The sequence below is a fragment of the Psychromonas hadalis ATCC BAA-638 genome, assembly GCF_000420245.1.
GTDB lineage: Bacteria > Pseudomonadota > Gammaproteobacteria > Enterobacterales > Psychromonadaceae > Psychromonas > Psychromonas hadalis.
In genome coordinates, this window is sequence record NZ_ATUO01000089.1 from 1 (window position 1) to 15,742 (window position 15,742).

Genomic DNA, 15,742 nt, shown 5'->3' on the forward strand with positions numbered 1-15,742 from the left:
ACCATTTACAGACTGTGTTTTAACAATCACAGCAGATAATGGAAAGGAGTTCGCTTACCATAAAGAGGTATCTAAAGAGCTTAGCTGTGACTATTATTTTGCAGATCCTTACTGCTCTTGGCAACGAGGATTAAATGAGAATACCAATGGACTTTTACGACAATATTGGCCAAAATCTACCGACTTTAAATTGGTCCGCAATGAGGATGTCAGGGTGAATTTAATACAGCTGAATAATAGGCCGAGAAAGAAGATTTTTTTTAAAACCCCGCTTCAAATGATGGCAGGACACATAACCGCACTAGTGGCGTAGCGGTTATGCATTTCAAGGTTGAATCTGCCACCTAAAAGGTTATTGATCTAATGTAGCGATAAATTATTGCTTGGACAGCAGATGGTCACCGTTTGGTCACCGCACTGTTTTTATTGGAGGCCAGAAACGAAAAAACCAACCATAAGAGGTTGATTTAATGTAGATAAAACTTGGAGCAGGCAGTAGGAATCGAACCCACATTATCAGCTTGGAAGGCTTAAATACTAAATAAACACAAGTCACTAAAAAACAACAAAATAGATTAAAAACAAATAGTTACACCACAAACAACAACACCATTTAAGCCCGATTTTGATCGAATTAAACGGTCTAATTAAATTATTGTCCACCGTTTTGTACAACAATAACGACCATTTTTATTTTATAGCTACACATTCACTGAGCTTTAATGTTGAAAAAATTCAACATCAGGAACTAAATTTACAATTTTTTAAGCTGTGTGAGCATCCCTGAGAATATACTTTCTGATATATTTTTGGGAAAATTTACTGGTAACCTAGCTTGAATATCAATAATTATTTGCTCAGTACTCACTTTAATACCACTTAGTAGACTCTCCATTTTAGCCGTTTCGAACCCAACTTGCTTTGCTGTTTCAATGAAGTGTCGAGGGTAAATTTTATTAATATGATACTTTTTACCTTTCGTCGCTTTTAAGCCCATCGCCAGTTTTACTTGGCGAATATTCAACCCTTTTTTATTCACAACAGGGTAAACAGATAACACATCATAAAACGGTGTTAATTGAAATTGTCCATCAGGTAAAATGAAAATAGAAAAGTTTTTAGCGTGACCATCTGATGCTCCCATCAGCCAAAACAGCACTTGTGCCTTCATAAAATCAGCTCTATCTTTTACTGCATTCTTTGAGCCTAATAGATGACTCATTATTTGCTCAATACCAGGGCCACCTTGATTTTCATACTTCAAGGCTGAAGGTATATTAAATACTTGGCAGTAATCTTCTTGAGGTCTTCTCATTAACCATTTTTTATCACTTGAATATTGGCGATCAAAACGTTCAACAGAAAGTACATTCATCTCCTCTAACGTTAATATTTCACAGCCAGCAGCAGATAAGCCGTAAGCTTGTAGTAATTGCATGCATAAGAATTCATTCTCTACGCTATCAGACATATCAAGAGAGTAAGAGTGGCTTTGTATCTGCCCGATAGGTAGCTTGATAATGTGCGAGGTAGGCGTAGAGTTTAAGGGTAAACACCAAGCTTGATCGATATTCAATAAAGCTGTTTTTTCTTGTGCCCCCGCAACAGATATCCTAAAATCGTGTAGATCTTCAATCATACCAAGTGGTATATCAGCACGATATCCCATTATTATTTTTTCTAACTCTTCATTATCTAGCGCTCTATATTCCAGATTTTTAACGTTAAGGGGGACTTCCCCTTTTGGTAATAACTGTAAAGCACCTACACAATCTCTACCAATCATCGATAACAAATCAAAGGGTAAAGAAGAGCCAGCTTGATAACGAGCAACAATGCGCTGTCTGACCTCTGAGTTATCAGGCAATAAATTATCAAAGTAGTTATAGACAACATCACCACGATATTCGGATTTAACCAGTGGCATTGATAATGATATTGGGCGGCTTCCGCTCAATGCCAACCAACTATTTGAGTAGCTAAAAGAATGAGCACCATTACTAGATTTTTTAAACTCGCCGACGAGATAGCCATTGAGGTAGACATCTAAGATAGCCATTACCACTCCTCTTTCCAGCCTGATTCATCATCGCTTTTTTTGCTATTACGAGGTGTAATTTCAAAATCCAACTCAAGCGCAGAAAGAAGTTTAAAAAAGGTATCCATCTTGGTCGTTCCAGATCTTAACTCAAAATTTGAAACTGTATCTTGGCGTACGCCAACTTTTTTCGCGACATCTGTTTGCGATAATTCACTATCTAAACGAACATCCTTTAAGTATGCACTGAGTTGTTTTGTTGTGGAGATTTTCATATTGCACCTTACGCGCTATAACAAGTAAATTAAGTATTACACTGTTTAACAGGTAAATCAACCTTTACACGCCACAGGAGGTAAATCTTGCCCTTCTAAGCTAACAATAATAATTTTCATTAACATCATGTGTATTTGCTCTAATTTCATACTAAAATACCACTATAACTTTATTAAAACGGGAGCATAAATGAATTATTTTGAAGGAGACCCTTTCTAGGTACTGTAAACCTGGAGGGTAAATGAAAAAATTAAAACAGCATTATCGTCATTGCGTTAAGCGTAGCCACTGCAATTATTCATGGGAAATATACCCAAGCATACGCAGTGGAACCCATAAGTTTTTTAGCACAAAGCAAGAGAAGAGCTTCTACTTCATGCATTTGATTGAAATTAGAGGCTATCCCATTAAATTGAGAGCAGCTAGAGGCCGAGTATTAGCAGATCCTTGGGATGATTACCCATCTATCGTTAGTGATCTATCTCGCTCTTGGAAACACAATTCGAAAAGATGTAAACAATATTACAAGTAATATTGCGAGTCTTCTGCCAGTAATTAGGTAGAAGACTTTATTGCCTCACACATCCAACAACTCACCATACCCAACCAAATCAAGCTGTTCATTACTCACTTTTGTCTTTTTTTTCTGATCTATTAACTGCTTCTTAAGTTGAGCATGTAGATCTTTAATTTCGCTCATATGACTTGGGGCTACTATACAGGGAACAGAGAAAAATGCATTGCGTGGATCAGAGCTACTATAAAATGAGAAGCAATACTCCCCATCATACGACTTTGTTATATCTTTAACATTAAAAAATATGGAGTCGATTTTAATGAAATAGGATCATTTTCCATCAATCGATTAACGATTGGATGGAAGCCTAGTATCAAATTATTAGCAAGTTCAATTTTTTTCATCTTTCCCACCAAAGCACTTAACAAAAAAACAAAAAACACTACATATGCACATCGTGAGCGCTCACGACACAACATGTTGTGCTACATTGTATTGTTGATACATTGCACTGGTAATTAAATAGCTTCAAGTTCAATTCATTCTTAATGACATAAAAATGATCTCGCTCACATAAATCTTTGTATAACGCATTGGTTTCGGTTAGTTTTTGTATTAATTAAATTGGAAGTTGTTATTTCACTGAATGAATTAAGGGGGGGAAGTGTTTGGAAATTGAAATAAAAATGACATTTATTCTTTTGGGAGTAAGGTAAATACAACAGTAATTTTTAACGCACATATGCCCCTTTCAATCTCAGGAACCTTTATATTCATGGCCAATATTACTCAGCCACAACACTTACAGTGAATTCAACTTTTTGGCCTTCAGCTAGAGTTTTGAAACCTTCGCTAGCGATAGCACTAAAGTGAGCAAATACGTCTGGACCATTTTCTTGCTCGATGAAACCAAAACCTTTAGATTCGTTGAACCACTTAACTGTACCTTGAAGCGTCAGGCGCATTTAACTGGCGACATCGCCAAAGCACTATTAGGAAAAGCAGATGAGTGGTTATCGCAAGCACCCGATATTTTAATGGCCGACGTTTTGGGGGCTAAGTTAGGTGTATAAATTTAGATCGTCATTATAAATCTAGATAGTCATCATAAAGATGCCGCGCTTGAGCGAATCAAGTGCGGCATCTTTATTTAATAATTAAGACCTTAAAAAATATTAATTTTTTAATACAACACGAAAACGTGGGCTACCATTTTCCAAGCGATCAATCGCCGCATTCACATCTTTAAAATCAAATACTTCAACTTCAGGTTCAATTTTATGACGTGCCGCAAACTCAAGCATTTGTGCAATGGTGCTTGGGCTGCCAACAGGGCTGGATGAAACTGAACGCTGTGCGCCCATTAATGAAAATACACTTAATTGAATAGGCTCAAGCACTGCGCCTAAAAAGTGTAAGCGGCCTTTTGCTTTCAGGGTTTGCACGTAGCTTTCCCAGTTTAAGTTCACATTGACGGTGGATAGAATTAAATCAAAGCTATTGGCTGCACCTTTTAATGCTTCATCGTCACGAGAATTTAGTGTGTGATGTGCGCCTAACTCTAATGCTTCCGCGCGCTTAGCTTCGGTTGACGTGAATGCAGTAACTTCACAACCCCAAGCGTTCAAAAATTTCAGCGCCATGTGCCCTAAGCCACCAATGCCGATCACGGCGACTTTTGCAGTAGGTTTTAAATCGAACTGTTTCATTGGATTGTAAACGGTGACTCCTCCACAAAAAAGAGGGCCGGCTTTTTCGCTGCTCAACGCATCAGGTAATGCCACGACGCTCGTAGCCTGAGCGCGTACTCTATCGGCAAAGCCGCCATGGCGTCCAAACAAAGTCCCTTGAGCGCTTGCGCATAAGTTATGGTCACCTTCTAAGCAGGTATTACAGGTATTGCAGTAACCAGAATGCCAACCTAAGCCGACACGATCACCCACCTTTAAATGGCTTACGTGCTTGCCCACAGAGTTAATACGACCAGCGACTTCATGACCAGGTACAAACGGGTATTGCGTTGCACCCCATTCGTTATTGATCATACTTAAATCACTGTGGCAAATACCGCAATAATCGACATCGATTTCAACATCATGATCAGCCAAAGGGCCTGGCTCGTATTCAAACGGTTCTAATTTACCGCCAGCTTCCATAACCGCGTAGGCTTTAATTGTGCTCATGGTGATTCCTTAATAGTGATAGTTGAATAATGATAGTTGAATAATGATAGTGAAGCTATAAATGGCTTTGATAAACATTAGCCGATAAGCCTTAACAACACAAATCAGTAAATAGATCACAGAACTCTAATTTCTAACCTGTAAACTGTAATATAAATACAACCCTACAAGGAACTGTGATGTTGCGAACTGTTTTAATTAGAAAGTCTTTGTAGTATAGGTAGAATAAACATCCTTTTTCGTAATATGGAAAATATGCTTTGCTTCATGTTTTCCATATTTATCTCTTTTTCATCTCAATGAGGAAACGAAAGTCAGACATTTTTCGTGCATTACTCTACTGTTTACACAAAATTCTAGGTAAAAAACAAGTGCCTCCCGCTGTTGTCTAAACCAGCTGCTTTTGTTTATGATGAACTTGCCTTTATTCAAACAAACTCATCTGAGGAGGGGCTCGACTTTCCGGCTGTAAGCTCTTTACTATTTTTTCATTCTTTTTATGAAGGTGACTGAGTATCTTTTCTATCACGACTGGATCTTCAATGCTTGCAATGATCTTAACCACACCACCACATTGATGACAGGTTTCAATATCTATCCCAAAAACCCGTTTGAGCCTTTGCGCTCAGGTTATTGATTTGCGTTTTTCACTGCTTTGTTTTTGCTTAGTGACATCCGATTTTCGATGTGCCCCCTGCTTTCTTTGTTTAGCCTTATTGGGGGAGATCTCTACTCTGTTTTTCTATTTGGCGCAAAAACGCCATGAAACCTAGTGAGGTTTACTCGTGAAATCGTGGTGCCATGTCTTTAATCTTGAATTTCAATAAATTATAAGTTTATTTCCTAAGGCGGTATGTGCCCCTAAGCGCCGTAGAAAGCCAAGCCGCTAAGGACCCGATAAGATGACAGTACCGATATTTGTCACTTATCATGTGGACAGGACTAATTTTAACGCAACATCCAATCGATTGGGCTGCTTGACAATTTACTGGGTACAGTCCAGTTAGGATCAAACTGTCGCATCTTTAACATATCGCGAATATTCTTAGATTTTCCCTGACCTGTACTTTCACCTACCCCAAAGCTTTTGTATAAATCAGATGCTTTTATGTGAGGAGATTGATTTTGATCGAAAAGAAAGTTTACTAGCCCTATAGCATGAGTAATACCACAAGCCCAACTGACTGTTTTTCCTTTTTCTAAAGGCGAAGGCCGTTTACGACAAAGTAATGCGACCATAAATCTAATTTCTTGAGCATACTCTTCATCTAGGTGCTTTTTTGAGAATGCATTAGTAATAGATGTTATTTCTTCGTATTTACCCATCAATGCTTTAGGGACGCTTTCTGTTTTATTCACCGTGCTTATTTCCCACTTTACAAAATGATGCATATTGTACATGACACACTCTTGAAAAAAACGCCAACGTCCGCTTATTGCTGGTTATAATCGCGGAGCGATAACCAACTGTTTTTATTCCGTTTACAGGAACAAATCGGACATGTTGCGGCTAAGTGATTTTAGTCATTAATCTAGCGTAAACATGTTACATTTTCTAGCTCACCAAGTCGTGAACGCCCTCACTTATCCTTCTTTAATGCTACTTGGTAATGCATCAATATCAGGGCTGATAATTTTAAAAAGAAAGCAGTAAGCAACACGCCATTGCATGTCCCGACAATTTATCGTGACGGTTTTAGGATTTAAGCGGATAACATCTCCGTACAGTTCCATATTGTTTCTATCGAGAAAACCAACTTTATCTCCAACTTTGACCTCATTTCTATGTAGCCCTGTTTCTGTATGGTGCGAGGTGATATCTGTATTGCTCTTTTGCAGATTGATGTAGTAATAAGGGATAGTCCAGCGGGCATTATCTTCAATATGCACCACTGCCACTCTGGTTCTTTTTAATGCAGTAATAGTCGCTTTTATTATACGGTTTTCACCGGGGGGGTACTGTCAACTTAAGCCTAAATAACAAGTTTATCTCTTAAAAATGGTTCGTTTTACAACGATATATCAATAGGTTACTTTTAAATTTTCAGTTGTTTTTGGTTCAAATTTCGTTAAGTTGACAATACCTTGGGGCATTAGCACTGCTGAAATAGTGAGATGCAGTTTGTTTGCGTTGTTTGATTTCAGCGAATTTAGCTGCACGTTTACTCGTTGGAAAGTATTTACAAAAGTCGAAAGTATCTAGCATGATTTCAGCTTCCATTACTTTTAATAATTTCTCCAATCGTTTTCGATTTACAGGAGTATCAGACAATTTTGTCTGCTCTCTGCAACGGATACCTTGAGCTCGGAACTCAAGTACTAACTTGTTACTTCTTGCGCTAATATTTCCCATCATTCACCTCACGTACTAACTGTTAATGAATTAAGTGAAACACCATTCAACATCTCTTCCTCGATGCGCTCCCACAGGTATAAAATTTTTCTTCCTCCAAATGGGTGAATGTAATGTACCCCTTCAAATAGAACTGAATCTTTTAATTGCTCACGAATTGTTCTTTGATCATATTTAATTCGTTCTGATAGCTCAAAAATTGTCATATATGTAATATCCATAATATACTCTCCTATTATTAAAACTAACTGCCTAAAGAGAACTTTGCTCTCCTACAGGTTAAAATATAGCACTAAAATACTCCTTTGTAAGACATTTTGCATCGCAGTAGAACATTTTTTAACTAAGGAGAACATTTTGAAGTGTCATTTATCAAAGATAATGGGGGTTAAGCGCTTAAAAATTGCTGACGTAGCAAGAGATACTGGAATTAATCGAGGAACGATAACGCGCTTATATAATGAAACAGCAACAAGAGTAGAACTTGAAGCCCTTGATGCATTATGCGCTTATTTAGAAGTATCGATTGGAGAGTTATTTGAAGCTGGTGAATTTGTAGAGTAAATTAATAATAGTAAAATAATTTTTTAATGCTGTAACGGAAATTGAACTAGGGAGATAACAATAAAGAGAGTGTGCCACAAGTTGGCCACAAACCTGCCACAAATGTAATTTGATAGGGAAGCAGAAACGAAAAAATCAACCATAATAGGTTGATTTAATGTAGATAAAACTTGGAGCGGGCAGTGGGAATCGAACCCACATTATCAGCTTGGAAGGCTGGAGTAATAGCCATTATACGATGCCCGCATTAAGGTACATCTTTAAAGTAAAAAACAATGCAGTTGCATTGTTGGTTACTTAACTCACTGTGGCAAGTGAGTGAAAATATGGTGGAGGGGGGTGGATTCGAACCACCGAAGCTTACGCGGCAGATTTACAATCTGCTCCCTTTGGCCACTCGGGAACCCCTCCAGGACTTAAATGGTGCCGACTACCGGAATCGAACTGGTGACCTACTGATTACAAGTCAGTTGCTCTACCGACTGAGCTAAGTCGGCGCCGTCTAAGTGGTGCGAATAATAGAGAAGTTATGGAAAGCTTGCAAGCCTTTATTGGGCTTTATTGGTAAAAAACGGTTTGATTGCTTAAAAAAAAATCAAAGCGCCTGTTTTTTGTCTAATTAACGTAAACGCAGTGACACTTCCCCACCAAGATAGGTTTCTATCTTGCTATCAATCTCTAATAACAGTGCGCCACTTTCATCGATGCCACGACAAATGCCAGCTCTATTTTTATCAGCGAGTAAGACGTTCACGGGTTTATCAAGAAAACAGTCCAGATCAAACCATCTTTGCAGGTGAGGTTTTAATCCTGTTTTTTCATATTCAGGTAGCAATGTTTGTAATTCTGAAATCAGGGTGGCACTTAATCGATTACGATCCACTTTTTGTGTACTTAAACTACTCAAATCTACCCAAGGTTGGTCAATTAATTTTGCTTGTTCGGGTGGCATACGCACATTAATACCAATACCAATCACGGTATGACACGCCTCATTAGCTTGTGCATTCAACTCGATTAAGATACCTGCTAATTTTTTACCTTGATAATAAAGATCATTTGGCCATTTTAATGCGACACCTTGAATGCCACTTTTTTCTAGTGCGTTCACGGTGGCAATACCCACCAGCAAACTCAGCCCTGAGAGTTTGTCGATACCTGATTCAAATCGCCAGTAATATGAGAAATAGAGATGAGAGGCAAAAGGGGAAACCCACGTTCTTCCACGTCGCCCTCTTCCTGCAAGTTGATACTCTGCAATACAGGTTTGTCCATTGCTGATATTGGGAATCTTATCTAATAACCACTGATTGGTTGAATTAAGTATCTGCTCTACGTTTACCAATTTATTGTGACTTAATACACGAATGATTTTTTCATCTAATAACTCGATAGGATTAGCCATTTGATAACCTCTCCCTGTGACTTTGTAGATATCTAATCCTATCTCCTGTAGCCCTTTAATATAGTTATTTACAGAAGTGCGTGAAACCCCCAATAGTTCACCTATTTTTTCGCCAGAATGGAACTCACCATCCGCTAAGAGCTTTAATAATTTATTACCTTGTTTGTTTAATTCAGACACGTTTTAGTACCTCAGACAAGTTTGTCTCCCCTTGCGCGCCAATAAAACGCACTTCATGTTCCAGTTCGATGTTGAACTTTTGTTTTACGGTGTCACGTACTAACGCGGCTAATTGCACAATATCTGATGCCGTCGCATCACCTTGGTTAACAATCACTAATGCTTGCTGTTGATGCACGACGGCTCCACCAATTTGTCTACCTTTAAGGTTAGCTTGTTCAATCAACCAACCCGCTGCAAGTTTAATTCGACCATCATTTTGTGGGTAATTAGGCATTGTAGGGTAACGAGCGAGTAGCGCATTGGCAACCTCTTGATTTACCACTGGGTTTTTAAAAAAGCTACCTGCATTACCTAATTTATCTGGATCAGGGAGTTTTTCACTGCGAATTTGGCAGACAGATTGGTATATCTGTTTAGCCGTTTTGTCTTTTAAATCATTTAGCGCACCATAACGGCTTTTAGGGTGCCACTGTTTAGTTAGGTTTAGGGTTACCTGTGTGATCAAACAATTTCCCAAGACAACGGTTTTAAAAATACTATCTCGATAACCAAACAAACACTGCTCTGTTGTTAATCGGTGTAATTCACCACTTTCTAAGTCGATGTATTCCACAGATTCACAAAAGTCTTTAAACTCACTACCATAGGCACCTATGTTTTGTACGGGGGCAGCCCCTACTACACCTGGAATTAAAGCTAAATTTTCTAAACCATCAATGCCTTTTTCAATGCAATTTGCAACCAGTTGATGCCAGTTTTCACCTGCACCAATATGCAGTTGATAGTTATTTTTTGATTCAATAATCTCAATACCTGATAGCTCAACTTTGATGATTAATCCCGCGAAGTTTTCACAAAACAAAATATTACTGCCCGCCCCTAAAATAAGAATAGGTCTCTTATTCTGCTCTGCTATTTTTATATGATTTAATAGTTCAGGGAACTGTTTGCGTGTTTTAAGGTAGAACAGTTGTTCTGTCTTTGCTTCAATCGCAAAACTATTGAAGGGCTTAAGTGAGCAGTTAGTTTCTATCATTAGAGGTGCCTTATGAAAATAGAACCATAAAGCATCAATTAGAGCATATTTTTTCAAATATCGCTTTAAATTCAATGAAATTCGCTTCTATGCTAGGATACAGCTCAATGATTAATATGAGCCACTACTATGCACACAGCTTCATTACAACGCGCTATTGAAATCTGCCAACAAAAAAAATTGCGCTTCACCACACTTCGTCAGCGCGTCTTTTTATTGATGTTAGCGCAAGAAGGGGCGGTAAGTGCATACGAATTATTAGAGCAACTTAAAAAGTACGATAGTAGTGCGAAACCTCCTACTATTTATCGTGCATTAGATTTTCTTTTAAAACACCATTTTATCCATCGCATTGAGTCTTTAAATGCTTATCTAAAATGTGACTATTTTGGTTGTGAACACCCTATGCAATTGCTCATTTGTGAAAAATGTAAACGGGTGATAGAACTTAGCGATCCTGTGATAGATAACGCATTTTCAGACCAAGCGGAGCAATCTGGCTTTAAAATTACTAATAAAGTATTAGAAGCGCATGGTATTTGTCATAACTGTCTCTATAATTAATCACTTAAATAATACTCATACACAAGTGTAGAAAATATGAATGCAGAATTTGTAAATCCTTTTTTATCCTCTTTTATTAATGTACTACAAACGATGGCACAAATAGAAGTAAAGCCAGGTAAACCAAGCCTTAAAAAAGATGCGATTGCACGTGGTGATGTTTCTGGTTTAATTGGCATGGTAGGGCCAACCGCAAAAGGTTCTTTTTCTATCAGTTTTGATAAAGCCTTGGCACTTAATGTGTTTCGCTTAATGGTAGGAGAAGAGGTTACCGAGATCTCTGATGATATTACTGATATGGTCGGTGAAATAACCAACATGGTCGCAGGAGGGGCAAAACGCCAACTCGGAGAGAAAGGGTTCGAGTTTAGTATGGCAACACCAATTGTTGTCGCTGGGCCCTCACATACCATTAAACACCAAGTTGATGGTGCAAAAGTATTAATGCCTTTTACCTCTGAGCATGGCACTGCTTTTATTGAGATTTGCTTTAACCAATAAACTCACTTCGCTTTAAAGATGCCTTCTCTATTAATTTAGTGAAGGTTCTTTTGTGTCATTAATTTATTAAAGTAATGCCATTTCGCTTAATATAATGATCAGGTTTTACGCAGGGGAAATTGCTAAGGCCAAAGTAATAGCGGGCTATTACGATTGAATGCAACGCAAGTATTAGTCATCTAAACCAATCAAAACGATCAGTGACTTAGGCGAATTGATATAATACTATTCCGCTTAATAAAGTGATCAGAATTTGCGTAGAGAAAGTAGTTAAGAGTGGTGCATGATTGGGTCATAGCTAGCGATTGAGTACATGTAGATATTACACAGGAAAAACGAGCCAGTTTAAGGCAGAAATAGTGGCTCCCTTTACGAAATTTACAACGCAGAAGAAGTTCATTTAAACCAGTAAGATTGAGCAGTCATTTATTGTAAACCCCTCTATTACAATAGAGGGTTCTTTTTTAAGAAAAGACAAATTATTATCTATCTTTAATCATTACATTGCTTGACGGAAGATTTCCGTGATTTGTGCATGAGATGCTTATATCGGATTGGTAAAACCACAAACATCTTTAAGAGCATTTTCTGCAAGTATTGAAAAATCACATTCCTTCACACCTAATTGAGCTAGCCCATCGGGAATACCGACATCTTTTGATAATTGTACAATTGCGCCTAATGCAGCATTTGCACCTTCTTCAGCGGATAACCCTTTAATATTAACGCCCATTGCTTTTGCAACATCCGCTAAACGCTGTGGCGCCACTTTCACATTAAAGCGCTGTACATGCGGAAGTAATACCGCATTACAAACACCATGTGGTAAATCATAAAAACCACCAAGTTGATGTGCCATCGCATGAACATAACCAAGTGATGCATTATTAAATGCCATGCCCGCCATAAATTGTGCATAAGCCATCTGTTCACGTGCTTCAATATTAGTACCATCTTTCACTGCAATACGTAGATATTGCTCAATCAGTTCAATCGCTTTAATCGCAACGGCATCTGTTATAGGCGTTGCAGCCGTGGAAACATAAGCTTCTATTGCATGTGTTAAGGCATCCATACCCGTAAGCAGGTTTCGCTAGCATCAATTCAGGATCATTAATAGACATGGTTGGAGTAACATGTTTATCCACAATTGCCATTTTAATATGACTTTCTTCATCAGTGATAATACAAAAACGGGTCATTTCTGAAGCGGTTCCTGCTGTAGTCTTAATGGCAAACAATGGCATTTGAGGTTTTGATGATTTATCGACACCTTCATAATCGGATATTTTTCCTCCATTGCTGGCGACTAAGGCAATATCTTTGGCGCAATCATGTGGTGATCCCCCTCCTAATGAAATAATGAAATCACAGTTATATTGCTACTGCATTACAAGACCATCTTCAACATTTTTGATGGTGGGGTTAGGTTGCGTGCCATCATAAATAACGGTTGCAACTTCATTTTTAGATAACAAATCAGACACTTATTTAACCAAACCTATCTTATTTAAGACTTTATCTGTAACAATTAATCCTTTTCTAAAACCTTGCGCTTTGATACTACTGATTGCATCATTCAAACAACCAGCCCCCATTAAATTAACTGTTGGCATAAAAAAATAAGAACCCGTATATAAATCCTAAATAATTGTTAATATTGACTTTAATACAAGGAAAGTGTAAAAGAAAGTGCATGGAATAATAGTGTTCGAAGCATCATTAATAGCCATAACCACTATAAAAAAAATGGTTACTAACAATATCTGTGGGTTTTATCGTTCTCTAAAGAAAATGACATATATTGTTATGCCATTTTAAGTGTGTTTATAATTATTTCTGGGAGCGACACTTTAGTGAACTGTTACGCTTATCATAGTTAAAGTCACACTTCCCAGTCATTCTATTCTGATGTTTTAACTGAAATAAAATCATTACCTCGACTATAAATAGAGTAAAAAGGAGGAACTATCAAAGCAACTTATATTGGTCTAATATTCCTTCAAGTTGCACAGATGACTGACGTAACTCCGACGCTAAAACAACGGATCGCTGGGCGGTTTCTTTTATGGTATTCGACTGCTCTCTGATCTCATTTAACTGCTTACTAATATCCCGCGCTGATACACTTTGTTGCTCAGCAGAAGCTGCAATTTGTGAGCTCATATCAAAGACTTCGTTGGTTGAAATTGCCATAGAGTCTACGTCTTCCCCGACTAAAGAGATCGCATTACGGCCTTGATCTGCCTGTTGCACAATTTCACTGGTTACTTTTGACAACGTAGAAGTTTCAGACTGCAATCCTTCAATCATAGACTGAATATCAACTGTCGCCTGTTGTGTACGCCCGGCGAGCGTCCTCACTTCATCAGCAACCACGGCAAATCCGCGCCCTTGATCGCCAGCACGAGCAGCTTCAATCGCAGCATTTAATGCCAGTAAATTAGTTTGCTCAGAGATACCGTTAATGGTTGTTACCACAGCACCTATTTTTGATGCATTATTCGAGAGTGATAAAACAGATTGAGAGGCGGTACCAATTTTTTCAACTAAATCCGCGATACGCACTACCGTCTCTGCTATCTGTTTTTTACTTGATTCTGCTTGGTGAGAGTTTTCTTTTGTATGTAACGACGTACTCGCTGCATTACGGGAAACATCTTCAATCGCGATGGTCATCTGCTCCATCGCAACGGAAACTGAATCTAAAAATTGATGCTGTAATGTAATTAACTGATCACTTTCCTGCGCCTGCTGATTAAACTCATCAGAAGCCTGTGCAAGCATCGATGCATTTTTTCCAATAGCCACTATCATCTCACTCATATTATCGGCACTGCGATCAATTTCTGTGGCGATTAGACTGAAATCATCGCGACCAAAAAAGTTCAGGGGCTGTGATAGATCGCCATCAGCCAAACGTTTAATCGCCATATACATATCCCATAAACCTCCGCCAAGAGAAGTTGATGTCCAGTAACTTAGCTGAAAAAGTGGCAGTAAACCCAACAACGCCACCCAAAGCATTATCTGTGCACTATCTAATAATTGCTTTTCCCATTTTTCGACATCAATGCTCAAACGCAGATATGAATGATTAACCGCTGCACTAACCGTTAATTTCGAGCCTTGGCGGTGAGATTCCGATGAAACAACCACATCTACATTATGGCGCAGAGAAAATTCAGATAAATCATCATCTGTTAAATTACGCTGCAATGCTATTTTAGCAAGCAGACTCACCGTAGACTGCGCTCTTGCTAAGGAATTCTCAGCCGCTATTTTTTGTGCATTGTTTAAGTTAACCAGTGCAATAGCGGTAGTAATAAATGTCACCATTAAACAGATAACCCAAAATTTCCCATTGAGTGAGAGCTTTATCATTAGCGCATCAATTTTTCTAAATTTAATCTGTTTCATCGCAATTTCCGTTTGTTATAAAATCAAATAAGTATATTTATTAACCAAAAAGCAAAATGTGAGCCAAGTAACTATCAAGAACTCTATTTTATTCTCTAAACCTTTGCTTACAAAATATGTTGTTTATTTTTTGAGGATGAAACTTCTGGCATTATCCCTCGTTATGAACCGAGGCAGAGGATTGACTCCATAATGATTCGAGGATGAATATGATGATAAGATCACTGAACATTGGATTATACCAATTCGCCTAAGTAACTGATCGTTTTTACTGCTTTAAATTACTAATACCTGCGTTGAATTCAATCGTAATAGCCCGCTATTACTCAATCATGCTCCTTGGCCTTAGCAATTCACCCTACATAAAACCTGATTATTATATTAAGCGAAATGGTATTACGTTATAGAGTAAAGCTATCTAGTTTAAAGATGGTAGAGGAAACTAATAACGACGGACGAATGAAGATGATTGGTATCAGGCCATTTAATGGCCTGCTTTCCAGACAAAAAACCACCCAGTAATAAATTAGAAGGAGGAAAACAATAAATGATAGAAACGTTTCTTCCATTTTTCGTCAAAAATTGAGCGCTCGTTTGAAATCAACTGAACCACAGGTAAAAAAAACCTCTATATAATAAATTAGAGAGAGGAGAACAATAAATGATGGAAACGTTTCTTCCGTTTTTCGTCAAGAATTGAGC

The 15,742-nt window shown here is 38.0% G+C and carries 16 protein-coding genes, 3 tRNA genes and 1 pseudogene; 4 read left to right on the top strand and 16 right to left on the bottom strand.

The window, feature by feature from the left end; genetic code table 11:
- Positions 1 to 313 (top strand): IS30 family transposase (locus G322_RS20610; protein ID WP_022941963.1); only part of this gene is annotated, 313 nt, incomplete at its 5' end.
- A 441-nt stretch (positions 314 to 754) separates the two neighbouring features.
- Here the strand turns inward: G322_RS20610 and G322_RS0111715 are convergent.
- From G322_RS0111715 to G322_RS0111760, 9 genes are all read right to left on the bottom strand, one after another.
- Positions 755 to 2,059 (bottom strand): type II toxin-antitoxin system HipA family toxin, encoded by a 1,305-nt coding sequence (locus G322_RS0111715; protein ID WP_022941964.1) that lies wholly within the window; start codon positions 2,057 to 2,059, stop codon positions 755 to 757.
- The gene (locus G322_RS0111720) at positions 2,059 to 2,313 is read right to left on the bottom strand and encodes a helix-turn-helix domain-containing protein (protein WP_022941965.1); all 255 of its coding nucleotides are present in this window, start codon (positions 2,311 to 2,313) and stop codon (positions 2,059 to 2,061) included. The genes G322_RS0111715 and G322_RS0111720 overlap by 1 nt, the downstream gene beginning before the upstream one ends.
- 578 nt (positions 2,314 to 2,891) lie before the next feature.
- Positions 2,892 to 3,014: a hypothetical protein gene (locus G322_RS24545; protein ID WP_022941967.1), complete on the bottom strand. Its 123-nt coding sequence runs from the start codon at positions 3,012 to 3,014 to the stop codon at positions 2,892 to 2,894.
- A 602-nt stretch (positions 3,015 to 3,616) separates the two neighbouring features.
- Complete coding sequence (locus G322_RS0111735) at positions 3,617 to 3,796, bottom strand: cold-shock protein (protein ID WP_022941968.1); 180 nt, start codon at positions 3,794 to 3,796, stop codon at positions 3,617 to 3,619.
- Positions 3,797 to 4,006: 210 nt separating this feature from the next.
- A complete protein-coding gene (ahr, locus tag G322_RS0111740) occupies positions 4,007 to 5,014 on the bottom strand; it encodes an NADPH-dependent aldehyde reductase Ahr (RefSeq protein WP_022941969.1) in 1,008 nt (335 codons plus the stop codon).
- A gap of 948 nt (positions 5,015 to 5,962) precedes the next feature.
- Entirely contained in the window at positions 5,963 to 6,373 is a 411-nt protein-coding gene (locus tag G322_RS20615) for a DUF6398 domain-containing protein (protein ID WP_156873959.1), read from the bottom strand.
- A 225-nt stretch (positions 6,374 to 6,598) separates the two neighbouring features.
- Entirely contained in the window at positions 6,599 to 6,913 is a 315-nt protein-coding gene (locus G322_RS20620; protein WP_022941971.1) for a hypothetical protein, read from the bottom strand.
- Between the two features lie 160 nt (positions 6,914 to 7,073).
- Positions 7,074 to 7,367, bottom strand: coding sequence for an Arm DNA-binding domain-containing protein (locus G322_RS0111755; protein WP_022941972.1), 294 nt, complete (start codon positions 7,365 to 7,367; stop codon positions 7,074 to 7,076).
- A gap of 8 nt (positions 7,368 to 7,375) precedes the next feature.
- Entirely contained in the window at positions 7,376 to 7,588 is a 213-nt protein-coding gene (locus G322_RS0111760) for a hypothetical protein (RefSeq protein ID WP_022941973.1), read from the bottom strand.
- A gap of 136 nt (positions 7,589 to 7,724) precedes the next feature.
- On the opposite strand from G322_RS0111760, the gene G322_RS0111765 reads away from it, so the two are divergent.
- Entirely contained in the window at positions 7,725 to 7,931 is a 207-nt protein-coding gene (locus G322_RS0111765; protein ID WP_425413894.1) for a helix-turn-helix domain-containing protein, read from the top strand.
- A 171-nt stretch (positions 7,932 to 8,102) separates the two neighbouring features.
- Here G322_RS0111765 and G322_RS0111770 read toward each other — a convergent pair.
- The 5 genes from G322_RS0111770 to murB all read right to left on the bottom strand — a co-directional run bounded on the left by G322_RS0111770 (position 8,103) and on the right by murB (position 10,555).
- Positions 8,103 to 8,177, bottom strand: a tRNA-Gly gene (locus G322_RS0111770).
- Positions 8,178 to 8,258: 81 nt separating this feature from the next.
- Positions 8,259 to 8,342, bottom strand: a tRNA-Tyr gene (locus tag G322_RS0111775).
- Between the two features lie 10 nt (positions 8,343 to 8,352).
- A tRNA-Thr gene (locus tag G322_RS0111780) sits at positions 8,353 to 8,428 on the bottom strand.
- Between the two features lie 122 nt (positions 8,429 to 8,550).
- A complete protein-coding gene (birA, locus tag G322_RS0111785; protein WP_022941975.1) occupies positions 8,551 to 9,516 on the bottom strand; it encodes a bifunctional biotin--[acetyl-CoA-carboxylase] ligase/biotin operon repressor BirA in 966 nt (321 codons plus the stop codon).
- A complete protein-coding gene (gene murB / locus G322_RS0111790) occupies positions 9,509 to 10,555 on the bottom strand; it encodes a UDP-N-acetylmuramate dehydrogenase (protein ID WP_022941976.1) in 1,047 nt (348 codons plus the stop codon). Before murB ends, birA begins: the two co-directional genes overlap by 8 nt.
- A 129-nt stretch (positions 10,556 to 10,684) precedes the next feature.
- Between murB and G322_RS0111795 the strand changes: the two genes are divergently transcribed.
- Both G322_RS0111795 and G322_RS0111800 read left to right on the top strand, forming a co-directional pair.
- On the top strand, positions 10,685 to 11,119 hold the full coding sequence (locus tag G322_RS0111795) for a transcriptional repressor (RefSeq protein ID WP_022941977.1): 435 nt from the start codon (positions 10,685 to 10,687) through the stop codon (positions 11,117 to 11,119).
- A gap of 36 nt (positions 11,120 to 11,155) precedes the next feature.
- Positions 11,156 to 11,620 carry a chemotaxis protein CheX gene (locus G322_RS0111800; RefSeq protein WP_022941978.1) on the top strand — a complete coding sequence of 155 codons (465 nt, stop codon included), beginning with the start codon at positions 11,156 to 11,158 and terminating at the stop codon, positions 11,618 to 11,620.
- A gap of 544 nt (positions 11,621 to 12,164) precedes the next feature.
- On the opposite strand, the pseudogene G322_RS21810 reads toward G322_RS0111800, so the two are convergent.
- Both G322_RS21810 and G322_RS0111810 read right to left on the bottom strand, forming a co-directional pair.
- A pseudogene (locus G322_RS21810) lies at positions 12,165 to 13,236 on the bottom strand (iron-containing alcohol dehydrogenase).
- A 355-nt stretch (positions 13,237 to 13,591) separates the two neighbouring features.
- Positions 13,592 to 15,040 (bottom strand): methyl-accepting chemotaxis protein, encoded by a 1,449-nt coding sequence (locus tag G322_RS0111810; protein ID WP_022941979.1) that lies wholly within the window; start codon positions 15,038 to 15,040, stop codon positions 13,592 to 13,594.
- Positions 15,041 to 15,742 lie beyond the last annotated feature (702 nt).